Origin of the sequence: Citrobacter sp. C13 (genome assembly GCF_014596815.2) — a bacterium.
In the GTDB taxonomy this organism is placed as follows: Bacteria; Pseudomonadota; Gammaproteobacteria; order Enterobacterales; family Enterobacteriaceae; genus Citrobacter; species Citrobacter portucalensis.
This window is the reverse complement of the sequence record NZ_CP115024.1, coordinates 4555466-4578752: the sequence shown is the minus strand read 5'-3', so window position 1 is coordinate 4578752 and position 23287 is coordinate 4555466. Positions and strand designations below refer to the sequence as shown.

20 protein-coding genes, 1 tRNA gene, 2 rRNA genes and 1 riboswitch are annotated in these 23287 nt (G+C 54.2%); of the genes, 12 read left to right on the top strand and 11 right to left on the bottom strand.

Features of this window, described 5'->3' with window-relative positions; all coding sequences use genetic code 11:
* The first annotated feature begins 461 nt into the window (after positions 1–461).
* Positions 462–674 (top strand): cold shock protein CspG, encoded by a 213-nt coding sequence (gene cspG / locus IB222_RS21885; RefSeq protein WP_003033098.1) that lies wholly within the window; start codon positions 462–464, stop codon positions 672–674.
* Between the two features lie 119 nt (positions 675–793).
* Here cspG and thiH read toward each other — a convergent pair whose 3' ends face one another.
* From thiH to IB222_RS21850, 7 genes are all read right to left on the bottom strand, one after another.
* Complete coding sequence (thiH, locus tag IB222_RS21880; RefSeq protein ID WP_148362590.1) at positions 794–1927, bottom strand: 2-iminoacetate synthase ThiH; 1134 nt, start codon at positions 1925–1927, stop codon at positions 794–796.
* Positions 1924–2694: a thiazole synthase gene (gene thiG, locus IB222_RS21875; RefSeq protein ID WP_148362589.1), complete on the bottom strand. Its 771-nt coding sequence runs from the start codon at positions 2692–2694 to the stop codon at positions 1924–1926. The genes thiH and thiG overlap by 4 nt, the downstream gene beginning before the upstream one ends.
* A 1-nt stretch (position 2695) precedes the next feature.
* Entirely contained in the window at positions 2696–2896 is a 201-nt protein-coding gene (gene thiS / locus IB222_RS21870; protein ID WP_016155307.1) for a sulfur carrier protein ThiS, read from the bottom strand.
* A complete protein-coding gene (locus tag IB222_RS21865; RefSeq protein WP_003826902.1) occupies positions 2877–3635 on the bottom strand; it encodes a HesA/MoeB/ThiF family protein in 759 nt (252 codons plus the stop codon). The genes thiS and IB222_RS21865 overlap by 20 nt, the downstream gene beginning before the upstream one ends.
* Positions 3628–4263 (bottom strand): thiamine phosphate synthase, encoded by a 636-nt coding sequence (gene thiE, locus IB222_RS21860; protein ID WP_148362588.1) that lies wholly within the window; start codon positions 4261–4263, stop codon positions 3628–3630. The genes IB222_RS21865 and thiE overlap by 8 nt, the downstream gene beginning before the upstream one ends.
* A complete protein-coding gene (gene thiC, locus IB222_RS21855; protein WP_126957827.1) occupies positions 4263–6161 on the bottom strand; it encodes a phosphomethylpyrimidine synthase ThiC in 1899 nt (632 codons plus the stop codon). The genes thiE and thiC overlap by 1 nt, the downstream gene beginning before the upstream one ends.
* Positions 6162–6244: 83 nt before the next feature.
* Positions 6245–6367, bottom strand: a riboswitch (TPP riboswitch).
* A 50-nt stretch (positions 6368–6417) separates the two neighbouring features.
* A complete protein-coding gene (locus tag IB222_RS21850) occupies positions 6418–6906 on the bottom strand; it encodes an Rsd/AlgQ family anti-sigma factor (RefSeq protein WP_032945654.1) in 489 nt (162 codons plus the stop codon).
* Positions 6907–7002: 96 nt separating this feature from the next.
* On the opposite strand from IB222_RS21850, the gene nudC reads away from it, so the two are divergent.
* The 6 genes from nudC (at position 7003) to IB222_RS21820 (ending at position 11368) form a co-directional block, all read left to right on the top strand.
* On the top strand, positions 7003–7776 hold the full coding sequence (gene nudC / locus IB222_RS21845) for an NAD(+) diphosphatase (RefSeq protein ID WP_003033074.1): 774 nt from the start codon (positions 7003–7005) through the stop codon (positions 7774–7776).
* Positions 7777–7826: 50 nt separating this feature from the next.
* Positions 7827–8891, top strand: a complete 1065-nt coding sequence (gene hemE / locus IB222_RS21840) for a uroporphyrinogen decarboxylase (RefSeq protein WP_003826889.1) — start codon at positions 7827–7829, stop codon at positions 8889–8891.
* A 9-nt stretch (positions 8892–8900) separates the two neighbouring features.
* The gene (nfi, locus tag IB222_RS21835; RefSeq protein WP_008787113.1) at positions 8901–9581 is read left to right on the top strand and encodes a deoxyribonuclease V; all 681 of its coding nucleotides are present in this window, start codon (positions 8901–8903) and stop codon (positions 9579–9581) included.
* A 33-nt stretch (positions 9582–9614) separates the two neighbouring features.
* The gene (locus tag IB222_RS21830) at positions 9615–10205 is read left to right on the top strand and encodes a YjaG family protein (RefSeq protein WP_003842015.1); all 591 of its coding nucleotides are present in this window, start codon (positions 9615–9617) and stop codon (positions 10203–10205) included.
* 186 nt (positions 10206–10391) lie between these two features.
* The gene (hupA, locus tag IB222_RS21825) at positions 10392–10664 is read left to right on the top strand and encodes a nucleoid-associated protein HU-alpha (RefSeq protein ID WP_001044509.1); all 273 of its coding nucleotides are present in this window, start codon (positions 10392–10394) and stop codon (positions 10662–10664) included.
* A gap of 11 nt (positions 10665–10675) precedes the next feature.
* Positions 10676–11368 (top strand): DUF1481 domain-containing protein, encoded by a 693-nt coding sequence (locus IB222_RS21820; protein ID WP_032945667.1) that lies wholly within the window; start codon positions 10676–10678, stop codon positions 11366–11368.
* 61 nt (positions 11369–11429) lie between these two features.
* On the opposite strand, the gene zraP is transcribed toward IB222_RS21820, so the two are convergent.
* On the bottom strand, positions 11430–11873 hold the full coding sequence (gene zraP, locus IB222_RS21815; RefSeq protein WP_032945657.1) for a zinc resistance sensor/chaperone ZraP: 444 nt from the start codon (positions 11871–11873) through the stop codon (positions 11430–11432).
* Between the two features lie 18 nt (positions 11874–11891).
* Positions 11892–12080 (bottom strand): hypothetical protein, encoded by a 189-nt coding sequence (locus IB222_RS21810; RefSeq protein WP_032934137.1) that lies wholly within the window; start codon positions 12078–12080, stop codon positions 11892–11894.
* A gap of 57 nt (positions 12081–12137) precedes the next feature.
* Here IB222_RS21810 and zraS point away from each other — a divergent pair, with 57 nt between their 5' ends.
* Together zraS and zraR are read left to right on the top strand one after the other, a co-directional pair.
* A complete protein-coding gene (gene zraS, locus IB222_RS21805; protein WP_126957831.1) occupies positions 12138–13523 on the top strand; it encodes a two-component system sensor histidine kinase ZraS in 1386 nt (461 codons plus the stop codon).
* Positions 13524–13528: 5 nt separating this feature from the next.
* Complete coding sequence (zraR, locus tag IB222_RS21800; protein ID WP_149385241.1) at positions 13529–14854, top strand: sigma-54-dependent response regulator transcription factor ZraR; 1326 nt, start codon at positions 13529–13531, stop codon at positions 14852–14854.
* On the opposite strand, the gene purD is transcribed toward zraR, so the two are convergent.
* Positions 14851–16140, bottom strand: a complete 1290-nt coding sequence (gene purD / locus IB222_RS21795; RefSeq protein WP_149385240.1) for a phosphoribosylamine--glycine ligase — start codon at positions 16138–16140, stop codon at positions 14851–14853. The genes zraR and purD overlap by 4 nt on opposite strands.
* A gap of 15 nt (positions 16141–16155) precedes the next feature.
* Positions 16156–17745 carry a bifunctional phosphoribosylaminoimidazolecarboxamide formyltransferase/IMP cyclohydrolase gene (purH, locus tag IB222_RS21790; protein WP_003826795.1) on the bottom strand — a complete coding sequence of 530 codons (1590 nt, stop codon included), beginning with the start codon at positions 17743–17745 and terminating at the stop codon, positions 16156–16158.
* Between the two features lie 624 nt (positions 17746–18369).
* On the opposite strand from purH, the gene IB222_RS21785 reads away from it, so the two are divergent.
* From IB222_RS21785 to IB222_RS21775, 3 genes are all read left to right on the top strand, one after another.
* Positions 18370–19911, top strand: a 16S ribosomal RNA gene (locus tag IB222_RS21785).
* An 85-nt stretch (positions 19912–19996) separates the two neighbouring features.
* Positions 19997–20072 (top strand) — tRNA-Glu (locus tag IB222_RS21780).
* A 221-nt stretch (positions 20073–20293) separates the two neighbouring features.
* Positions 20294–23201, top strand: a 23S ribosomal RNA gene (locus IB222_RS21775).
* Together the 16S and 23S rRNA genes with 1 tRNA gene alongside form the textbook arrangement of a ribosomal RNA operon.
* Positions 23202–23287 lie beyond the last annotated feature (86 nt).

Here is a 23287-nt window from a genome sequence, read left to right as displayed (position 1 = left end):
TAGAGGAAAGCTTTAGTTAGTATCAATATCCAATATTATCTATAGTAAACGTGTACATTTTAAAGTAGTACCATCAGCAGTATTAAATCGTTAAGTTTATTAATGTTAAATTTGAAGTGTGTAGTAACGTAAAGCCCTGACTGCAATAGTCGGGGCTTTTGTTCATTGTAGATCAAGCTGTTATCCAGAATGCTTAGCCGCGATGGTTCAACATTGCATCACTCAGTGGGTATTAAAAAAATTAATGCTTGCTTAATGATTAGAAGTAGGTCTACTATAGCGGCATCGGTTTGGAACACAGACCTTATGCAAGCAGTTTTAGTAAAGCAGTTCTCAGTTCAAGCGTTATCCTCAGATACTCTTCTTCATGAGCCTCCTCCCTAAGTGCCCCATAAGTTAATTTCTGCAAAACAGGCCATCTTCGCTGCATAAGCAGCTCAAAAACATGAAAGGAAGTATCTATGTCTAACAAAATGACTGGTTTAGTAAAATGGTTTAACTCTGATAAAGGCTTCGGCTTTATCACTCCTCAGGACGGTAGCAAGGATGTGTTTGTGCATTTCTCCGCTATCCAGAGTAACGATTTTAAAACGTTAGACGAAGGTCAAAAGGTGGAGTTCTCCGTGGAGAATGGCGCTAAAGGCCCGTCTGCTGTTAACGTTGTCGCGCTGTAATCGCCGATAATTTCACGAGCGCTTACGATAGCGATGAAGGCCAGAGCCCGAGCAGTTAAGTGCCAGTGAAGAAAAAACCCGCGAAAGCGGGTTTTTTTGTTTATGCGATTGCTCCTGACCTACGGTACCTGTGAAGCGCGCCCCAGATAGCTGTCCCAGTCTTTCCACACGGGCTGTAAACCCTGGGCCATGAGTGCTTCAGCAACGGCTTCTGGGCGACGATCGTCGTGCGGGGAGAACTGTTCCAGTTCGGGGTGGTTATCGGCATAACCACCGGGCTGGGTTTTTGAGAAGGCGCTGACGTTGTTGATCGCCAATGGGATAACATGGTCACGAAACCATGGCGATTCGCGGGTGGAGAGCGACAGCTCAATTTCTGGTGCCAGTAAACGAAACGCGCAAATGGTCTGGACCAACTGTCGCTCATCCATGATCGATGCAGGCTCAACGCCTCCGGTGCATGGACGCAGGCGAGGGAAGGAGATAGAGTAACGGCTCTGCCAGTAATGCTGCTGCATCCATAGCAGATGTTCAGCCACCATATAGCAATCAACCCGCCAGCTGTCGGACAAACCAATCAACGCGCCAAGACCGATTTTGTCGATCCCTGCGCGGCCCAGCCTGTCCGGCGTTTCCAGGCGCCAGAAGAAATCCTGCTTTTTCCCTTTTAAATGGTGACGAGCGTAAGTTGCCTCATGGTAGCTCTCCTGATACACCATCACGCCATCCAGCCCCAGCGTCTTTAGCTCTGCATATTCAGCCTCTGACAACGGCTGTACCTCCATCTGTAAAGAGGCGAACTGGCGGCGAATGGCAGGCAAATGGCGACGAAAATAATCCATCCCCACTTTGGCCTGATGTTCACCGGTGACCAACAGCAGATGCTCAAAACCCAGCTCACGGATAGCCGCACACTCCCGTGTTATCTCATCTTCGTCCAGCGTTTTGCGTTTGATACGGTTGCTCATCGAAAAACCGCAGTAGGTGCAGTCGTTGGCGCAAAGGTTGGAGAGATACAACGGCACGTAAAAGCTCACCGTGTTACCAAAACGCTGACGGGTGAGCTTCTGCGCCCGCTGCGCCAGCGGCTCCAGATAATCGGCGGCGGCAGGAGAGAGCAATGCCATCAGATCGTCGCGACTAAGATGCGAAGCGTTGAGGGCACGCTCCACGTCAGCGGCGGTTTTACCGTTGATACGCAGGCGGATGTCGTCCCAGTCCAGCTGTCGCCAGCGGTCGCTGAACGTTTTCATGCGAAGGCCTCCAGGAATCCGGTTAACGGGCTGGTGGGACTTGCCTGCGAACTTTTGCTTCCTGGTACCGCCTGGCGTGCCAGCAAGCCAGCTTCAACGGCCAGACGGAAGGCTGTCGCCATCATCACTGGATCATCCGCCACGGCGATCGCCGTATTGACCAGTACCGCGTCGGCGCCTATTTCCAGCGCCTGCGTGGCGTGGCTGGGGACGCCGATGCCTGCATCAACCACCACCGGCACGGTCGCCTGCTGGATAATAATCTCCAGCATTGCTTTGGTTTCCAGCCCCTGATTAGATCCGATGGGCGCGCCGAGCGGCATGACTGCCGAACAGCCTACTTCTTCCAGCCGTTTGCACAATACCGGGTCCGCGCCGCAGTAAGGCAGTACCACGAAGCCCTGCTTCACCAGCGCCTCGGCGGCCTTTAGCGTTTCAATCGGATCGGGTAACAGCCAGCGGGCGTCCGGATGGATTTCTAATTTCAGCCAGTTTGTGCCCAACGCTTCACGCGCCAGTTGGGCGGCGAAGATGGCTTCTTCGGCGGTTTTTGCTCCTGAAGTGTTGGGCAACAGCGTCACACCAGCTTCTATCAGCGGCGCCAGAATGGCGTCGTTGTGCTGACGTAAATCCACGCGCTTCATTGCCAGCGTCACCAGTTGGCTGCCGGAGGCGCGAATCGCCTCGACCATCAGCTGCGATGAAGCAAATTTTCCGGTGCCGGTGAACAGATGCGAATCAAACGTTTTGTCGGCAATACGTAACATATCAACCCCCTGCAATAACCTGAAAAAGCAGGATCTGGTCGCCTTCCTGCACGATTTGCTGCTCCCACTGCTCGCGCGGCAGGATCTGCTGATTGAGCGCCAGCGCCGCGCCCGGTTTAAGCTGATTAAGCGCAGTGAGCAACCCACTGACGGTTTGTCCTTCGGCGCACTGCATCGGCTCATCATTGAACTGAATCTGCATGTTGCCCTCCGCATACCGGGCAGCCGCTGGCACGTCGTAGTGCGAAGCTGCGCCACTGACTGGTTTTACCGTCAAACAGGCGTAGCTCTCCGCTGGGCGTCTCAATACCGCTGAGCAATTTAATCGCTTCCAGCGCCTGCAAGGTGCCCATTACGCCCACAACCGGCCCGACGATACCGGCGGTACGGCAATTGCGTTCGGGCTCTACATCGTCCGGCCACAGGCAGCGGTAACATCCTTGTTCCCACGGGGGCGTCAGCACCATCAGTTGGCCGCCAAAGCCGACGGCGCTGGCGGTGACGAGCGGGGTGTTGAGCGTTACGCAGGCGGCGTTAATTTCCTGGCGCGTGGCCATGTTATCGGTACAGTCGAGCACCACATCGGCACGCGCTACCGCATGCCGAAGCGCATCGCCTTTCAGTCGCTGCTGGAGTGACACCAGCTCGATATCCGGGTTGAGCCGCGTCAGGCGCTGCTGGGCAACCTGCGATTTTGAACGTGCGATATCATCAGTGGTAAACAGGATCTGGCGCTGCAGATTGCTCAGATGAATGTCGTCATCGTCTACCAGCGTCAGTTTTCCGATGCCTGCTCCTGCCAGATACAGCGCGGCAGGCGAACCTAACCCGCCTAAACCGACAATCAGCACATGGCTATCGAGTAGCTTTTGCTGGCCTTCAATGGCGATATCGCCGAGCAGGATCTGCCGGCTGTAACGCATAAAGTCGCGGTCATTCATCGCCCACTCCCGCGATATCCAGTAGTTGGGCCGTAGCGACCTGCCAGTCAGCCGCCTGGGTAATGGCGCTGACCACGGCAATGCTGCCGACGCCGGTCGCCAGTACTGCCGGGGCGCGCTCAAGGCTGATACCGCCAATGGCGACGGTCGGGTAATCCGCTAATCGTTCAATATGGTTTGCCAGTTGCGTAAGTCCCTGCGGGGCGGAAGGCATCTGTTTGGTTTGCGTGGGGAAGACATGACCCAGCGCGATATAAGAAGGCTTAGCGGCGAGCGCGACGTCAATCTCCATATCATCGTGAGTGGAGACCCCCAGGCGTAGCTCCGCCGCCTGGATCGCCTTCAGGTCGGTGGTTTCAAGGTCTTCCTGGCCCAGATGTACGCCGTAAGCGCGGTGCTTAATTGCCAGACGCCAGTAGTCGTTGATAAACAGGCGGGTGTTGTAGCGACGACCCAGTTCAATGGCGGCCATAACGTCGGCTTCGACCTCTTCATCACGCTTATCTTTAATGCGCAGTTGGATTGTGCGTACGCCCGCCTGCAGCAAGCGTTCAATCCATTCCACGCTGTCTACCACCGGGTAAAGCCCGAGGCGAAACGGCACGGTCGGGAAATCAGGCTGGTACATTACGCCTCCTCTTTTTTGAGGTAGATTTCGCCGCCTTTGGCTCGGAAGTTCTCCGACATATCCGCCATGCCGACTTCAATCGTTTGTGCAGCAGCGTAGTCGCGAACCTCCTGGCTGATTTTCATCGAGCAGAACTTCGGCCCGCACATGGAGCAGAAGTGGGCGACCTTGCCGGACTCCTGTGGCAGTGTTTCATCGTGGTAGGCGCGGGCGGTGAACGGGTCGAGCGCGAGGTTAAACTGGTCTTCCCAGCGGAATTCGAAACGCGCTTTCGACATGGCGTTATCGCGGATCTGCGCGCCTGGATGACCTTTTGCTAAGTCAGCTGCGTGGGCGGCAATCTTGTAGGTAATCAACCCTTGCTTAACATCTTCTTTGTTCGGCAGGCCGAGGTGCTCTTTTGGCGTGACGTAGCACAGCATCGCGCAGCCAAACCAGCCGATCATCGCCGCACCGATCCCGGAAGTGAAGTGGTCGTAGCCCGGTGCGATATCGGTGGTCAACGGTCCTAAAGTGTAGAACGGTGCTTCATGGCAGTGCTCCAGCTCTTCGGTCATGTTGCGCTGGATCATATGCATGGGCACATGACCTGGGCCTTCTATCATCACCTGCACGTCGTATTCCCAGGCGATTTTGGTCAGCTCGCCCAGCGTATGCAGCTCGGAGAACTGCGCTTCGTCGTTCGCATCCTGAATTGAACCTGGGCGCAGGCCGTCACCCAGCGACAAAGAGACGTCGTAGGCGGCGCAGATTTCGCAAATCTCGCGGAAGTGTTCGTACAGGAAGTTCTCTTTGTGATGAGAAAGGCACCATTTCGCCATAATTGAACCGCCGCGTGAGACAATACCGGTCAGGCGCTTGGCGGTCATCGGCACGTAGCGCAGCAGCACGCCCGCGTGAATGGTGAAGTAGTCGACGCCCTGTTCGGCCTGCTCCAGCAGCGTGTCGCGGAAGGCTTCCCAGGTGAGATCTTCGGCGATCCCGTTGACCTTCTCCAGCGCCTGGTAGATCGGCACAGTACCGATCGGTACCGGACTGTTACGCAGGATCCACTCGCGGGTTTCGTGGATATAGCGACCGGTGGATAGATCCATCACCGTGTCAGCGCCCCAGCGCGTCGACCACACCAGTTTTTCTACCTCTTCTTCGATAGAGGAGGTGACGGCAGAGTTGCCGATGTTGGCGTTAACCTTCACCAGGAAGTTGCGACCGATAATCATCGGCTCGGATTCCGGGTGGTTGATGTTGGCAGGAATAATCGCGCGGCCCGCGGCCACTTCATCACGCACGAATTCCGGCGTAATGTTTTCCGGCAGGCGTGCACCAAAGTTCATCCCCGGATGCTGGTGGCGAAGCACTTCACTGCGAATGCGCTCGCGGCCCATGTTTTCACGGATGGCGATGAACTCCATCTCCGGGGTCACTATTCCCTGGCGGGCGTAGTACAGTTGGGTGACTCGTTTACCCGCTTTGGCGCGCTTTGGCGTCAGCAGGCCGGTGAAACGCAGATCGTCCAGGCCATCGTCGGCCAGACGTTCTTTGGTATAAGCGGAACTCCGGTCGTCTAATTCTTCGCTATCGTTACGCGCCGCAATCCACGGCTGGCGCAGCTTTGCCAGACCCTGCTGGACGTTAATCGCCACGTCAGGATCGCCATACGGTCCGGAGGTGTCGTATACCGGAACGGCTTCGTTCTCTTCGAACTGCGGGTTGTCTTTGCTACCGCCAGTCAGTGTTGGGCTGAGCTGAATTTCGCGCATCGGAATGCGGATATCCGGCTGCGAACCGGTAATATAAATGCGTTTTGAGTTAGGGAAGGCGGTCCCTTCCAGGGTATCGATAAAGTGTTGGGCTTGAGCGCGCTGTTCGCGGCGTGATGGTTTAGTAGTGGCAGACATAGCTCATTCCAAATAAAAGTAAGGATATGGCTTGTCAGACGACGGATGAAGCAAGAGAGAAGCTCGCCCGGGGGCGATGCTATTGCAGATTGACTCTTGTTCCCTTCGCAGGTTTTAACCTGATCAGGTTCCGCGGATCCCGAATTAACGGTCTCAGCCTTTTCCACTCATGCTGCTGTGGAAAATAAGCACTCCGACAAGAAGTAACCTCAGTAAAGAGGTAATGAATGTAAACTACGCGTTAATGCCGCAAATCTCAAGCATGACGTTTGAGAGTGTTACTCTCGTGCATTGCGTCAAATACCAGCATGATCAGCTTATCTTCCAGCACGAATCGGGCTTCCAGTGCCTCGCCGAGATCCGATAAAACCTGTTGAAATTCAAGGAAGTTATCATGATCAATCGCAGTTTCCAGGCTGGAGTCATAGTAGTCCATGATCAGCTGCGTATTGGCTTCCAGCAGCGGCCAAATTTTTGTGGCTTTTAAAAGCTGCCCGTTCCCTTCCAATTTATGGAGAATACGTTCATAAATACTGAAGTGTCCGGTGGAGAGGTAATCGACTAGGCTCTGACAAAAATCATCCAGCGCCTTTTCATTGAGTCGCATGTACGATTCTTTGCCAGGCTTAATGCCAACCAGATTGTAGTAAGCCACGAGCAGGTGCTTACGTACATGTAGCCAGCGATCAACCAGTTTATTACTTCCTCCGACGTGCTCCGTCAGGCTTTCCAGCTGGTTTAGCATGATTGACTCCGCAAGATGGTGTTTAGGAACTGCTCACCCGTAAATGTAAAAATAATGTAAACAACATGCCTGTGAAGCAAAGGTTGCGCAAGAGATATGGATCGTATAATTGAAAAATTAGATAGCGGCTGGTGGATCGTCAGTCATGAGCAAAAGTTATGGTTACCTCATGGCGAGCTACCTTATGGCGACGCAGCCCGTTTTGATCTGATTGGTCAGCGCGCGCTGCCAATAGGCGAGTGGGAAGGGGAGACTGTCTGGCTGGTGCAGCAGCAGCGTCGACACGATATGGGGTCGGTGCGCCAGGTCATTGACCAGGACGTTGGCCTGTTTCAACTGGCCGGACGCGGCGTACAGCTGGCGGAGTTCTATCGCTCGCATAAATTCTGCGGCTACTGCGGCCATCCCATGCACCCGAGTAAAACGGAGTGGGCGATGCTCTGTAGCCACTGCCGTGAACGTTATTACCCGCAAATTGCCCCGTGCATAATCGTCGCTATTCGCCGAGATGATTCCATCCTGCTTGCCCAACATGTTCGCCATCGTAACGGCGTGCATACCGTACTGGCAGGTTTTGTCGAAGTGGGCGAGACCTTAGAACAGGCGGTGGCGCGTGAAGTTATGGAAGAAAGCGGGATTAAGGTGAAAAATCTGCGCTATGTCACTTCTCAGCCCTGGCCATTCCCGCAGTCTTTGATGACCGCATTTATGGCGGAGTATGATAGCGGCGAAATCGTCATCGACCCGAAAGAGCTGCTGGAAGCGAACTGGTATCGCTATGACGACTTACCGCTCTTACCCCCGCCGGGTACTGTCGCGCGTCGATTGATTGAAGACACTGTGGCAATGTGTCGGGCTGAGTACGAGTAAAGAGCGAGTGGTGATACACTGATGGACTGACGCAATAAGGAACTGCAAAAATGACCGAACTGAAGAACGATCGTTATCTGCGTGCGCTGCTGCGCCAGCCCGTTGATGTCACTCCGGTATGGATGATGCGCCAGGCAGGCCGCTATCTACCGGAATACAAAGCTACCCGTGCCGAAGCGGGCGATTTTATGGCGCTGTGCAAAAATGCCGAGCTGGCCTGCGAAGTCACGTTGCAGCCGCTGCGTCGCTATAAACTTGATGCCGCGATCCTCTTCTCGGATATCCTGACGATCCCGGATGCGATGGGACTCGGGCTGTATTTTGAAGCAGGAGAAGGTCCACGCTTTACCTCTCCGATTACCAGCAAGGCTGACGTCGACAAACTGCCGATCCCGGATCCGGAAGATGGGTTGGGGTACGTGATGAACGCGGTGCGTACTATCCGCCGTGAACTGAAAGGCGAAGTGCCGCTGATCGGCTTCTCCGGTAGTCCGTGGACGCTGGCGACCTACATGGTTGAAGGCGGCAGCAGCAAAGCCTTCACCGTGATTAAAAAGATGATGTACGCCGACCCTAAAGCGCTGCATCTGCTGCTTGATAAGCTGGCGAAGAGCGTCACGCTGTACCTGAACGCGCAGATCAAAGCGGGTGCGCAGTCGGTGATGATTTTCGACACCTGGGGTGGCGTGCTGACCGGTCGCGACTATCAGCAGTTCTCTTTGTACTACATGCACAAAATCGTTGATGGCCTGCTGCGCGAGAACGAAGGTCGTCGCGTACCGGTGACGCTGTTTACCAAAGGCGGTGGTCAGTGGCTGGAAGCGATGGCGGAAACCGGCTGTGATGCGTTAGGTCTCGACTGGACCACTGACATTGCCGATGCGCGTCGTCGTGTAGGTCATAAAGTGGCGCTCCAGGGCAATATGGATCCGTCCATGCTGTATGCGCCGCCAGCCCGCATCGAAGAAGAGGTGGCGACAATTCTGGCCGGATTCGGTCAGGGTGAAGGGCATGTCTTTAACCTGGGCCACGGCATTCATCAGGACGTCCCGCCAGAACATGCGGGTGTCTTTGTGGAGGCGGTACATCGGTTGTCCGAACAGTACCACCGCTAAGGAGTTATCATGGATCTCGCGTCATTACGCGCGCAGCAGCTTGAACTGGCTTCTTCAGTGATCCGCGAGGATCGTCTGAAGAACGATCCGCCGGATCTGATCGGCGGGGCGGACGTTGGGTTTGAGCAGGGTGGCGAAGTGACGCGAGCCGCGATGGTCTTACTGAAGTATCCCACGCTTGAACTGGTCGAATACAAGGTGGCGCGTATCGCCACCACCATGCCCTACATTCCCGGTTTTCTCTCCTTTCGTGAAACTCCCGCGCTGATGGCCGCCTGGCAACTGCTCTCGCACAAGCCAGATCTGCTGTTCGTTGACGGGCATGGCATTTCTCACCCGCGTCGTCTGGGCGTGGCCAGCCATTTTGGTCTGCTGGTGGATGTCCCGACGATCGGCGTGGCGAAAAAACGGTTGTGCGGCAAGTTTGAACCGCTCGCTGCTGAACCTGGTGCGCTAGCGCCGTTGCTGGATAAAGGCGAACAACTGGCATGGGTCTGGCGCAGCAAAGCGCGCTGTAACCCGTTGTTTATTTCCACGGGCCACCGCGTGAGTATGGACAGCGCACTGGCGTGGGTTCAACGCTGTATGAACGGCTATCGTTTGCCGGAACCAACACGCTGGGCAGATGCGGTAGCATCCGAACGCCCGGCTTTTACTCGGCTTGCAGCAAAAACGCCCTATATCGGGTAAACTGCGGCTAATTTCCGTATTTGAGAACTCATCATGTTACAAAATCCGATTCACCTGCGTCTGGAGAAGCTGGAAAGCTGGCAGCACGTCACGTTTATGGCCTGTCTGTGCGAACGCATGTACCCAAACTACGCCATGTTCTGCAAGCAAACTGAATTTGGCGATGGACAGATTTACCGCCGAATTCTGGATCTGATTTGGGAAGCGCTGACGGTTAAAGACGCGAAAATCAATTTCGACAGCCAGCTGGAAAAGTTTGAAGAGGCCATTCCTTCTGCAGACGATTACGATCTGTACGGTGTTTATCCGGCGATTGATGCTTGTGTGGCATTAAGCGAACTGATGCATTCGCGTCTTAGCGGTGAAACGCTGGAGCATGCAATCGAAGTGAGTAAGGCTTCGATTACGACGGTTGCGATGCTGGAAATGACTCAGGCTGGTCGCGAAATGACCGATGAAGAGCTCAAAGAGAACCCTGCCGTTGAGCAAGAATGGGATATTCAGTGGGAAATTTTCCGACTTTTAGCCGACTGTGAAGAACGCGATATTGAGCTGATAAAAGGGCTGCGTGCAGACCTGCGCGAGGCTGGCGAGAGCAATATTGGTATAAATTTTCAGCAATGACACCACAAAACGTGATTTAACGCCTGATTTGTCGTGCCTGAAGGCTTCCCATCCGCCCCCGGTCTGGTCTACATTTGGGGGGCGAAAAAAAGTGGCTATCGGTGCGTGTATGCAGGAGAGTGCTTTTCTGGCATTTCCGTCGCACTCGATGCTTAGCAAGCGATAAACACATTGTAAGGATAACTTATGAACAAGACTCAACTGATTGATGTAATTGCAGACAAAGCAGAACTGTCTAAAACACAGGCTAAAGCTGCTCTGGAATCCACTCTGGCTGCTATTACTGAGTCTCTGAAAGAAGGCGATGCTGTACAACTGGTTGGTTTCGGTACCTTCAAAGTGAACCACCGTGCTGAGCGCACTGGCCGCAACCCGCAGACCGGTAAAGAAATCAAAATCGCCGCAGCTAACGTACCGGCATTTGTTTCTGGTAAAGCACTGAAAGACGCGGTTAAGTAATTCGCGTGGCAGTGAACAGTTTTAACGAAGGGGCGGTTTCGCCCCTTTTGTCCATCTGGCGTCATACGCTTTGGCTTTCAGGTGTTCTGTTACTGTCTGCCTGCGGTAGCCATTCTGAGCTTCCTCCTTTCACGGCCAGCGGCTATGTTGGCGATCAGGGGGCGGTACGCATTTGGCGTAAAGACTCCGGTGACGATGTTCACTTGCTCTCGGTATTTAGTCCGTGGCGTAAAGGCGAAACCACTACCAGTGAATACCGCTGGCAGGGTGATTCGCTCTCTCTGATAGAACTCAACGTTTACAGTAAACCGGCTGAACATGTCCGTATACGCTTCGATGACCGGGGCGAACTCAGCTTCATGCAGCGTGAAGTCGACGGGCAAAAGCAGCAGCTTTCCAGCGATCAAATCGCGCTTTACCGCTATCGCGCCGATCAAATTCGCCAGACCAGCGATGCGCTGCGTCAGGGCCGGGTGATATTGCGTCAGGGACGTTGGCATGCGGATAACACGGTCACAACCTGTGAAGGTGAAACGCTGAAGCCAGACCTGGAGTCGTGGGCGATAAACCATATCGAGCGCCGCCAGAGACATTCATCCGTAGAGGTGAGTGTGGCATGGCTGGAAGCGCCCGAAGGGTCGCAGCTACTGCTGGTCGCCAATGAAGATTTTTGTCACTGGCAGCCTACAGCCAAAACTTTCTGAAAACCTGAAGACAGGTAATCAGCAGGCCTGATCCCTATAGCGTCATCAGGCATTAAGTCTTTTACCAGTGCCCCATTCCCATATGGCCGCCGCCGCGATGGTTACCGCCACCGCCGCATCCGCCATAGCCCATACCCGCGCCACGTGGCACGCCAGCCTGCGCCATTGCGACATCGCGTTTAACGCGCTGCTCGTCCAGAGACTGATTCAACGCTTCCATCTCTTTTGCAACGGCGTTAATTTTTGCCGTGTCCGGCGAGCTGGCCGTTAATAGTGCATTGTACTCATAACGTTTGGATGTCAGCTGTTGGCGCAACGCGCTGGTCTGGGAATAATAATCATCATAGATTTTCTGTGCAGCAGCCTGCTGCTCAGCGGTCATTGGCGTACCACCCCGTTGCTGCATTCCATCACCATATCCCCAGTGATTCTGTGCCAGTACTGGGGTGGAGCCAAGTGCGATAAGAGAAAGTGCAATCAGTGCCAGTTTGTTGTTCCGTTTCATCGTTCGTTCTCCTGTTGGTTAGCTTACATTTCCTTTTGCATCTTCCGTGCCAAAGCGGCAATCCCAGTCCTGCGGGCGTTGTACCCGCCGTCTTTGCAGGGAAACGAGTAAAAATGACTCGCCAGAACGCGCCAGCGAGTCATTTTTACCCGTTACTTTCAGCTGTTTGTGTCTGAGGGCAGGGTTATCAGGGGGAAAAAATGGCATGATTTCTGCTGTATACCTGCAACGATGAAAGGAACAGGCGGGGTGAAGGGAGAGCGTATGCGTCTTTATAAGGATACGGTGGCAAAGTGGTTGAGCCGACTCTTGCTGGCGGCAATCTTGGTTTTGGTCGGCTGGTTTTCGATTATGACCATTCGGGACTATGGGCGGGAAAGTGGCGCCGCGCGGCAAACGCTACTGGAAAAAGGCAGCGTGCTCATTCGCGCTCTGGAGTCTGGTACGCGTGTAGGCATGGGGATGCGCATGCATCATGCACAACAGCAGACGCTACTGGAGGAAATGGCTGTACAGCCTGGCGTGCTATGGTTTGCTGTCGTCGATGAGCATGGTGTCATTATTACCCACAGCAATTCCGCGATGGTCGGTAAAACGCTCTATTCATCGGATGTCCTGCGACAGCTTAGTCCTGGGGAGCAAGAAAGCTGGCGGAATATTGAAATTCCAGCGAGGGATGGTGAAAAAACGCCAGCACTGGAAATTTATCGCCAGTTTCAGCCGATGTATGGTCCAGGACGCCACGGCATGGCGCGCTGTGCCAGCAATGACGGGCAGCTTATCTCCCCAGCACAAACCATATTTATCGCCTTTGATGCCAGCGATCTGACAGCGACTCAGGCAAGGGAGTGGCGTAACACACTGATAGTCTTGTCTGCGCTGGCGGCTGTGTTGCTGGCCACCGTGCTGACGTTCTTCTGGTATCAGCGCTATCAGCGCTCGTACAAAGAACTCCAGGATGCGATGAAGCGTAAAGAAAAACTGTTAGCGCTCGGTCATCTTGCGGCTGGGGTGGCACATGAAATTCGTAACCCGCTTTCATCGATCAAAGGGTTAGCGAAGTATTTTGCCGAGCGAACCCCGGCAGGAGGCGAGTCGCATGAGCTGGCACAGGTGATGGCGAAAGAGGCGGATCGTTTAAATCGGGTGGTGAGCGAGTTGCTGGAGCTGGTGAAACCTGCACATCTGACGCTGCAACAGGTGGATCTCAATGAGGTTATCACCCACTCATTACACCTGGTGAGTCAGGATGCGGCAAGCCGGGAAATCCAGCTCCGCTTTTCGGCCAATTGTACGCTGCCCGCTATCCAGGCCGATCCCGACCGACTGACTCAGGTTTTGTTGAATCTGTATCTGAACGCCATTCATGCGATTGGTCGTCAGGGCACGATCACGGTTGAAGCGAATGAAAGCAGCGGCGATCGCGTTAAAATTGTGGTTACCGATACTGGGAAGGGGATTGCGGCGGAACAGCTGGAGGCCATTTTTACGCCTTACTATACGACCAAAGCTGACGGAACCGGCCTCGGGCTGGCGGTAGTGCAGAACATTATCGAACAGCACGGTGGCACCATTCAGGTGGCAAGCGTTGAGGGCAAAGGCGCGACCTTTACCCTTTGGCTGCCGACCAAAGCGAAACAACAGGATTAACAAGGATGACGCGCGGAAAAATCAATATTCTGGTGGTAGATGACGATATCAGCCACTGCACCATTTTACAGGCGCTGCTGCGCGGCTGGGGTTATGAGGTCGCGCTGGCCTATAGCGGGCGAGCGGCGCTGGAACAGGTGCACGAACGCGTATTTGATTTAGTGCTGTGTGATGTACGCATGGCGGAGATGGACGGCATCGCAACGCTGAAAGAGATTAAAGCGCTGAATCCGGCGATTCCGGTCTTGATCATGACGGCGTTCTCCAGCGTGGAGACCGCCGTTGAGGCGCTTAAAACCGGGGCGCTGGACTACTTAATCAAGCCGCTGGATTTTGACCGTCTGCAGGAGACGCTGGAAAAGGCGCTGGCGCATACGCGGGAAACGGGCACTGAACTGCCATCAGCGTCGGCTGCGCAGTTTGGCATGATTGGCAGCAGCCCGGCGATGCAGAAGTTGCTCAATGAAATCGCGATGGTTGCGCCCTCGGATGCCACGGTGCTCATTCACGGAGACTCCGGCACGGGTAAAGAGTTGGTAGCCCGGGCGCTGCATGCCAGCAGCGCCCGTCGCGATAAACAGCTGGTGACGCTCAACTGCGCGGCGCTTAATGAATCGCTGCTGGAGTCCGAACTTTTTGGTCACGAGAAAGGGGCGTTTACCGGGGCGGATAAACGGCGGGAAGGTCGCTTTGTGGAAGCTGATGGCGGCACGTTATTTCTTGATGAAATCGGTGATATTTCACCGCTGATGCAGGTGCGTCTGCTGCGGGCTATCCAGGAGCGAGAAGTGCAGCGCGTTGGCAGCAATCAGACTATTGCCGTTGATGTCCGGCTGATCGCCGCCACGCATCGCGATCTAGCAGAGGAAGTCAGCGCCGGGCGCTTTCGTCAGGATCTCTACTATCGCCTGAACGTCGTCACCATTGAAATGCCAGCACTGTGCCAGCGTCGGGAAGATATTCCGCTGCTAGCCGAACATTTTCTCCAGCGTTTTGCCGCGCGTAACCGCAAAGCGGTGAAAGGCTTTACTCCGCAGGCGATGGATCTGCTGATTCACTACGACTGGCCGGGCAATATTCGTGAGCTGGAAAATGCGATTGAGCGCTCGGTGGTACTGCTGACGGGGGAATATATTTCCGAACGCGAGCTGCCGATGGCGATTGCCGCGATGCCGATAAAAACGGAATTCAGTGGCGAGATCCAACCGCTGGTGGATGTCGAAAAAGAGGTGATTCTGGCGGCGCTGGAAAAAACGGGCGGCAATAAAACGGAAGCCGCCCGTCAGTTAGGCATTACGCGTAAAACGCTGCTGGCGAAAATTTCGCGTTAGCGTTGCTCGCGTTCAATGGCGCGCCAGCCGATGTCGTTACGGCTGAAGCTGCCATCCCAGCGGATGTCGGTCATCAGGGTGTAAGCGCGTTTCTGCGCTTCAGCCACAGTATGACCCAGGGCGGTGGCGCACAGCACGCGACCGCCGCTGGTCAGCACGCGATCGTCATCGGCGAGTTTCGTGCCCGCATGGAACACTTTCCCGTCTTCTACTTCTTCCAGCGGCAGACCGTGGATCTCATCACCGGTGTTGTAGTTGCCCGGGTAACCTCCGGCGGCAATGACCACACCCAGCGAGGCGCGTTCGTCCCACTCGGAGGTTTTCTCATCCAGCTTGCCGTCGCAGGCGGCCAGGCAAAGCTCCACCAGGTCCGATTTCATGCGCAGCATGATCGGCTGGGTTTCCGGATCGCCGAAGCGGCAGTTGAACTCGATAACCTTCGGATTGCCCTGCTTGTCGATCATCAGACCCGCGTACAGGAAACCGGTGTAGGTATTCCCTTCCGCTGCCATACCTTTTACGGTTGGCCAAATAATGCGTTCCATGGTGTGCTGATGCACTTCATCAGTTACCACCGGCGCGGGTGAGTAAGCACCCATACCACCGGTGTTCGGGCCGGTATCGCCGTTACCTACGCGTTTGTGGTCCTGGCTGGTGGCCATCGGCAGCACGTGCTCGCCGTCGACCATCACGATAAAGCTCGCTTCTTCACCGTCGAGGAACTCTTCGATAACAATGCGGTGGCCCGCATCGCCAAAAGCGTTTCCTGCCAGCATGTCATGAACGGCAGCTTCGGCTTCCTCCAGCGTCATTGCCACGATAACGCCTTTACCGGCAGCCAGACCGTCAGCTTTGATGACGATCGGCGCGCCTTTCTCACGCAGATAGGCCAACGCTGGCTCAATCTCAGTGAAGTTCTGATATTCCGCCGTCGGGATCTGGTGACGGGCGAGGAAATCTTTGGTGAAGGCTTTGGAGCCTTCCAGCTGTGCAGCACCTTCGGTTGGCCCGAAGATCTTCAGGCCAGCGGCGCGGAACGCATCGACTACGCCAATCACCAGCGGCGCTTCCGGGCCGACGATGGTCAGGTCAATTTTCTCGTTCTGGGCAAAGCTCAGCAGAGCTGGAATATCGGTGACGCTGATAGCCACGTTCTGCAACGCGGGCTCCAGTGCGGTACCGGCGTTACCCGGTGCGACAAAAACGGTATCAACCAGCGGGGACTGTGCGGCTTTCCAGGCCAGGGCGTGCTCGCGCCCGCCGTTGCCAATCACTAATACTTTCATCGTCTGCTCCGTGGATTAATGGCGGAAGTGGCGCATGTCGGTAAAGATCATCGCGATACCGTGTTCATCGGCAGCGGCAATGACTTCGTCATCACGGATAGAACCACCGGGCTGGATAACGCAGCTCACGCCAACGGCGGCGGCAGCATCAATACCATCGCGGAACGGGAAGAAGGCGTCAGAGGCCATTGCAGAGCCTTTCACTTCCAGACCTTCGTCAGCCGCTTTAATCCCGGCGATTTTTGCGGAGTACACGCGGCTCATCTGGCCTGCGCCTATGCCGATAGTCATGTTCTCTTTGGCATAAACAATGGCGTTGGATTTCACGAACTTGGCGACTTTCCAGCAGAACAGTGCATCGCGCAGCTCTTGCTCGGTCGGCTGACGTTTGGACACCACGCGCAGTTCGCCTTCGCTCACCATCCCCAGATCCCTGTCCTGAACCAGCAAACCGCCGTTAACGCGTTTGAAGTCGAGGCCCGGTACACGTTGTGCCCACTGACCGCAGGTCAGAACGCGAACGTTCTGTTTGGCGGCGGTGATTTTCAGCGCGTCTTCGGTTGCGGACGGGGCGATAATCACTTCCACGAACTGACGGGAGATGATGGCCTGCGCGGTTTCGGCATCCAGTTCGCGGTTGAAAGCGATGATGCCGCCGAATGCGGAGGTCGGGTCGGTTTTATAGGCGCGGTCGTAAGCATCGAGAATAGAGGTGCTTACCGCTACGCCACACGGGTTAGCGTGCTTAACGATCACACAGGCTGGCTCGCTGAACTCTTTCACGCACTCCAGCGCCGCGTCGGTATCGGCGATATTGTTGTAGGAAAGCGCTTTGCCCTGTACCTGCTGCGCGGTGGCAACGGACGCTTCTTTAACATTCTCTTCTATATAGAAGGCAGCTTGCTGGTGGCTGTTCTCGCCGTAGCGCATATCCTGCTTCTTAATGAAGTTCAGGTTCAGCGTACGCGGAAAACGGCCAGCGGCTTCTTTACTTTCACCGTGATAAGCCGGAACCATGCTGCCGAAGTAGTTGGCAATCATGCTGTCGTAGGCGGCGGTGTGTTCGAAGGCTTTAATCGCGAGGTCAAAGCGGGTTTCCAGAGTCAGGGAGCCTTCGTTGGCATCCATCTCTTTAATAATGGCGTCGTAGTCGCTGCTCTTCACAACGATCGCTACGTCTTTATGGTTCTTGGCAGCGGAACGCACCATGGTCGGGCCGCCGATATCAATGTTCTCTACCGCATCTTCCAGCGAGCAGCCTTCACGGGCGACGGTCTCGGCGAATGGATACAGGTTTACAACCACCATATCGATAGGGGCGATACCGTGCTGTTCCATAATTCCGTCATCCTGACCGCGACGACCAAGAATGCCGCCGTGGACTTTCGGATGCAGGGTCTTCACGCGTCCATCCATCATTTCCGGGAAGCCGGTGTAATCGGAAACTTCGGTCACTGGCAGACCTTTCTCCGCTAACAGGCGCGCAGTGCCACCTGTAGACAGCAGCTCCACACCACGTGTGGAAAGTGCCTGAGCGAATTCGATGATACCGGCCTTGTCAGAAACACTGAGCAGAGCGCGGCGGACTGGACGACGTTGTTGCATGGTAAATCCCCTGGATTTGACTATTACAGAGAGCGTTAGGTGAATTCTTGGCTAAAAACTCAGCTAACGCCCCTTACGGGGCATCCTTGTTTTGCGGGGGCATTGTAACGAAAACGTTTGCGCAACGCTCGCGAATTTTTAATTTTCGATTTTGACCTCTTCTTTTTCTGTTGAAGGAGGCTGATATAACGAGAGGATCGTAGAAACGATCGTGTGGTTTGTGGATAACTCTGTGTGTAAATGGGTATAAGGCGGGGTTTCGCTGTGGAATGCAGCAGTCAGTCATTTTTCTGTCATTTAAGGGTTGCGGGCCGCAGGAAACTCCCTATAATGCGCCTCCATCGACACGGCGGATGTGAATCACTTCACACAAACAGCCGGTTCGGTTGAAGAGAAAAACCTGAAAATGAGGGTTGACTCTGAAAGAGGAAAGCGTAATATACGCCACCTCGCGACAGAGCGCTAAAGCGCGTCGCAACTGCTCTTTAACAATTTATCAGACAATCTGTGTGGGCACTCGAAGATACGGATTCTTAACGTCGCAAGACGAAAAATGAATACCAAGTCTCAACGAGTGAACACGTAATTCATTACGAAGTTTAATTCATTGAGCATCAAACTTTTAAATTGAAGAGTTTGATCATGGCTCAGATTGAACGCTGGCGGCAGGCCTAACACATGCAAGTCGAACGGTAGCACAGAGGAGCTTGCTCCTTGGGTGACGAGTGGCGGACGGGTGAGTAATGTCTGGGAAACTGCCCGATGGAGGGGGATAACTACTGGAAACGGTAGCTAATACCGCATAACGTCGCAAGACCAAAGAGGGGGACCTTCGGGCCTCTTGCCATCGGATGTGCCCAGATGGGATTAGCTAGTAGGTGGGGTAACGGCTCACCTAGGCGACGATCCCTAGCTGGTCTGAGAGGATGACCAGCCACACTGGAACTGAGACACGGTCCAGACTCCTACGGGAGGCAGCAGTGGGGAATATTGCACAATGGGCGCAAGCCTGATGCAGCCATGCCGCGTGTATGAAGAAGGCCTTCGGGTTGTAAAGTACTTTCAGCGAGGAGGAAGGTGTTGTGGTTAATAACCGCAGCAATTGACGTTACTCGCAGAAGAAGCACCGGCTAACTCCGTGCCAGCAGCCGCGGTAATACGGAGGGTGCAAGCGTTAATCGGAATTACTGGGCGTAAAGCGCACGCAGGCGGTCTGTCAAGTCGGATGTGAAATCCCCGGGCTCAACCTGGGAACTGCATCCGAAACTGGCAGGCTAGAGTCTTGTAGAGGGGGGTAGAATTCCAGGTGTAGCGGTGAAATGCGTAGAGATCTGGAGGAATACCGGTGGCGAAGGCGGCCCCCTGGACAAAGACTGACGCTCAGGTGCGAAAGCGTGGGGAGCAAACAGGATTAGATACCCTGGTAGTCCACGCCGTAAACGATGTCGACTTGGAGGTTGTGCCCTTGAGGCGTGGCTTCCGGAGCTAACGCGTTAAGTCGACCGCCTGGGGAGTACGGCCGCAAGGTTAAAACTCAAATGAATTGACGGGGGCCCGCACAAGCGGTGGAGCATGTGGTTTAATTCGATGCAACGCGAAGAACCTTACCTACTCTTGACATCCAGAGAACTTAGCAGAGATGCTTTGGTGCCTTCGGGAACTCTGAGACAGGTGCTGCATGGCTGTCGTCAGCTCGTGTTGTGAAATGTTGGGTTAAGTCCCGCAACGAGCGCAACCCTTATCCTTTGTTGCCAGCGGTTCGGCCGGGAACTCAAAGGAGACTGCCAGTGATAAACTGGAGGAAGGTGGGGATGACGTCAAGTCATCATGGCCCTTACGAGTAGGGCTACACACGTGCTACAATGGCATATACAAAGAGAAGCGACCTCGCGAGAGCAAGCGGACCTCATAAAGTATGTCGTAGTCCGGATTGGAGTCTGCAACTCGACTCCATGAAGTCGGAATCGCTAGTAATCGTGGATCAGAATGCCACGGTGAATACGTTCCCGGGCCTTGTACACACCGCCCGTCACACCATGGGAGTGGGTTGCAAAAGAAGTAGGTAGCTTAACCTTCGGGAGGGCGCTTACCACTTTGTGATTCATGACTGGGGTGAAGTCGTAACAAGGTAACCGTAGGGGAACCTGCGGTTGGATCACCTCCTTACCTTAAAGAACCGACCTTTGCAGTGCTCACACAGATTGTCTGATGAAAAGTAAATAGCAAGGCGTCTTGCGATTGAGACTTCAGTGTCCCCTTCGTCTAGAGGCCCAGGACACCGCCCTTTCACGGCGGTAACAGGGGTTCGAATCCCCTAGGGGACGCCACTTGCTGGTATGTGTGAGTGAAAGTCGCCGACCGAAGTATCTCAAAACTGACTTCCGAGTCACGTTTGAGATATTTGCTCTTTAAAAATCTGGATCAAGCTGAAAATTGAAACGACACACTGTTTCATTTCTCCGTAATAAGAAATGAAAAGCGGTGTGTTCGAGTCTCTCAAATTTTTGCAAACCGATGATGAATCGAAAGAAACATCTTCGGGTTGTGAGGTTAAGCGACTAAGCGTACACGGTGGATGCCCTGGCAGTCAGAGGCGATGAAGGACGTGCTAATCTGCGATAAGCGTCGGTAAGGTGATATGAACCGTTATAACCGGCGATTTCCGAATGGGGAAACCCAGTGTGATTCGTCACACTATCATTACGTGAATACATAGCGTAATGAAGCGAACCGGGGGAACTGAAACATCTAAGTACCCCGAGGAAAAGAAATCAACCGAGATTCCCCCAGTAGCGGCGAGCGAACGGGGAGCAGCCCAGAGTCTGAATCAGCATGTGTGTTAGTGGAAGCGTCTGGAAAGTCGCACGATACAGGGTGAAAGTCCCGTACACAAAAGTGCATGTGTTGTGAACTCGAAGAGTAGGGCGGGACACGTGGTATCCTGTCTGAATATGGGGGGACCATCCTCCAAGGCTAAATACTCCTGACTGACCGATAGTGAACCAGTACCGTGAGGGAAAGGCGAAAAGAACCCCGGCGAGGGGAGTGAAAAAGAACCTGAAACCGTGTACGTACAAGCAGTGGGAGCACCCTTTGGGGTGTGACTGCGTACCTTTTGTATAATGGGTCAGCGACTTATATTCTGTAGCAAGGTTAACCGAATAGGGGAGCCGAAGGGAAACCGAGTCTTAACTGGGCGTTAAGTTGCAGGGTATAGACCCGAAACCCGGTGATCTAGCCATGGGCAGGTTGAAGGTTGGGTAACACTAACTGGAGGACCGAACCGACTAATGTTGAAAAATTAGCGGATGACTTGTGGCTGGGGGTGAAAGGCCAATCAAACCGGGAGATAGCTGGTTCTCCCCGAAAGCTATTTAGGTAGCGCCTCGTGAATTCATCTTCGGGGGTAGAGCACTGTTTCGGCTAGGGGGTCATCCCGACTTACCAACCCGATGCAAACTGCGAATACCGAAGAATGTTATCACGGGAGACACACGGCGGGTGCTAACGTCCGTCGTGAAGAGGGAAACAACCCAGACCGCCAGCTAAGGTCCCAAAGTCATGGTTAAGTGGGAAACGATGTGGGAAGGCACAGACAGCCAGGATGTTGGCTTAGAAGCAGCCATCATTTAAAGAAAGCGTAATAGCTCACTGGTCGAGTCGGCCTGCGCGGAAGATGTAACGGGGCTAAACCATGCACCGAAGCTGCGGCAGCGACACTATGTGTTGTTGGGTAGGGGAGCGTTCTGTAAGCCGTTGAAGGTGTACTGTGAGGTATGCTGGAGGTATCAGAAGTGCGAATGCTGACATAAGTAACGATAATGCGGGTGAAAAACCCGCACGCCGGAAGACCAAGGGTTCCTGTCCAACGTTAATCGGGGCAGGGTGAGTCGACCCCTAAGGCGAGGCCGAAAGGCGTAGTCGATGGGAAACAGGTTAATATTCCTGTACTTGGTGTTACTGCGAAGGGGGGACGGAGAAGGCTATGTTAGCCGGGCGACGGTTGTCCCGGTTTAAGCATGTAGGCGGGAAGTTTAGGTAAATCCGGACTTCTTTTAACGCTGAGGTGTGATGACGAGGCACTACGGTGCTGAAGTAACAAATGCCCTGCTTCCAGGAAAAGCCTCTAAGCATCAGGTAACACGAAATCGTACCCCAAACCGACACAGGTGGTCAGGTAGAGAATACCAAGGCGCTTGAGAGAACTCGGGTGAAGGAACTAGGCAAAATGGTGCCGTAACTTCGGGAGAAGGCACGCTGATATGTAGGTGAAGTGGTTTACCCATGGAGCTGAAATCAGTCGAAGATACCAGCTGGCTGCAACTGTTTATTAAAAACACAGCACTGTGCAAACACGAAAGTGGACGTATACGGTGTGACGCCTGCCCGGTGCCGGAAGGTTAATTGATGGGGTTATCCGTAAGGAGAAGCTCTTGATCGAAGCCCCGGTAAACGGCGGCCGTAACTATAACGGTCCTAAGGTAGCGAAATTCCTTGTCGGGTAAGTTCCGACCTGCACGAATGGCGTAATGATGGCCAGGCTGTCTCCACCCGAGACTCAGTGAAATTGAACTCGCTGTGAAGATGCAGTGTACCCGCGGCAAGACGGAAAGACCCCGTGAACCTTTACTATAGCTTGACACTGAACACTGGTCCTTGATGTGTAGGATAGGTGGGAGGCTTTGAAGTGTGGACGCCAGTCTGCATGGAGCCATCCTTGAAATACCACCCTTTAATGGCTGGTGTTCTAACGTAGACCCGTGATCCGGGTTGCGGACAGTGTCTGGTGGGTAGTTTGACTGGGGCGGTCTCCTCCTAAAGAGTAACGGAGGAGCACGAAGGTTAGCTAATCCTGGTCGGACATCAGGAGGTTAGTGCAAAGGCATAAGCTAGCTTGACTGCGAGAGTGACGGCTCGAGCAGGTGCGAAAGCAGGTCTTAGTGATCCGGTGGTTCTGAATGGAAGGGCCATCGCTCAACGGATAAAAGGTACTCCGGGGATAACAGGCTGATACCGCCCAAGAGTTCATATCGACGGCGGTGTTTGGCACCTCGATGTCGGCTCATCACATCCTGGGGCTGAAGTAGGTCCCAAGGGTATGGCTGTTCGCCATTTAAAGTGGTACGCGAGCTGGGTTTAGAACGTCGTGAGACAGTTCGGTCCCTATCTGCCGTGGGCGCTGGAGAATTGAGGGGGGCTGCTCCTAGTACGAGAGGACCGGAGTGGACGCATCACTGGTGTTCGGGTTGTCATGCCAATGGCATTGCCCGGTAGCTAAATGCGGAAGAGATAAGTGCTGAAAGCATCTAAGCACGAAACTTGCCCCGAGATGAGTTCTCCCTGACTCCTTGAGAGTCCTGAAGGAACGTTGAAGACGACGACGTTGATAGGTCGGGTGTGTAAGTGTAGCGATACATTGAGCTAACCGATACTAATGAACCGTGAGGCTTAACCTTACAACGCCGAAGATGTTTTGGCGAAAGAAAGACATCGATTTCAGCCTGATTACAGATGACATCGACATGCTAAAAGCGTGTTGATA

Coding starts and splice junctions, on each gene's coding strand:
- cspG (WP_003033098.1), top strand. CDS start 462: ATGTCTAACAAAATGACTGGTTTAGTAAAATGGTTTAACTCTGATAAA.
- thiH (WP_148362590.1), bottom strand. CDS start 1,927: ATGAAAACGTTCAGCGACCGCTGGCGACAGCTGGACTGGGACGACATC.
- thiG (WP_148362589.1), bottom strand. CDS start 2,694: ATGTTACGTATTGCCGACAAAACGTTTGATTCGCATCTGTTCACCGGC.
- thiS (WP_016155307.1), bottom strand. CDS start 2,896: ATGCAGATTCAGTTCAATGATGAGCCGATGCAGTGCGCCGAAGGACAA.
- IB222_RS21865 (WP_003826902.1), bottom strand. CDS start 3,635: ATGAATGACCGCGACTTTATGCGTTACAGCCGGCAGATCCTGCTCGGC.
- thiE (WP_148362588.1), bottom strand. CDS start 4,263: ATGTACCAGCCTGATTTCCCGACCGTGCCGTTTCGCCTCGGGCTTTAC.
- thiC (WP_126957827.1), bottom strand. CDS start 6,161: ATGTCTGCCACTACTAAACCATCACGCCGCGAACAGCGCGCTCAAGCC.
- IB222_RS21850 (WP_032945654.1), bottom strand. CDS start 6,906: ATGCTAAACCAGCTGGAAAGCCTGACGGAGCACGTCGGAGGAAGTAAT.
- nudC (WP_003033074.1), top strand. CDS start 7,003: ATGGATCGTATAATTGAAAAATTAGATAGCGGCTGGTGGATCGTCAGT.
- hemE (WP_003826889.1), top strand. CDS start 7,827: ATGACCGAACTGAAGAACGATCGTTATCTGCGTGCGCTGCTGCGCCAG.
- nfi (WP_008787113.1), top strand. CDS start 8,901: ATGGATCTCGCGTCATTACGCGCGCAGCAGCTTGAACTGGCTTCTTCA.
- IB222_RS21830 (WP_003842015.1), top strand. CDS start 9,615: ATGTTACAAAATCCGATTCACCTGCGTCTGGAGAAGCTGGAAAGCTGG.
- hupA (WP_001044509.1), top strand. CDS start 10,392: ATGAACAAGACTCAACTGATTGATGTAATTGCAGACAAAGCAGAACTG.
- zraP (WP_032945657.1), bottom strand. CDS start 11,873: ATGAAACGGAACAACAAACTGGCACTGATTGCACTTTCTCTTATCGCA.
- IB222_RS21810 (WP_032934137.1), bottom strand. CDS start 12,080: ATGCCATTTTTTCCCCCTGATAACCCTGCCCTCAGACACAAACAGCTG.
- zraS (WP_126957831.1), top strand. CDS start 12,138: ATGCGTCTTTATAAGGATACGGTGGCAAAGTGGTTGAGCCGACTCTTG.
- zraR (WP_149385241.1), top strand. CDS start 13,529: ATGACGCGCGGAAAAATCAATATTCTGGTGGTAGATGACGATATCAGC.
- purD (WP_149385240.1), bottom strand. CDS start 16,140: ATGAAAGTATTAGTGATTGGCAACGGCGGGCGCGAGCACGCCCTGGCC.
- purH (WP_003826795.1), bottom strand. CDS start 17,745: ATGCAACAACGTCGTCCAGTCCGCCGCGCTCTGCTCAGTGTTTCTGAC.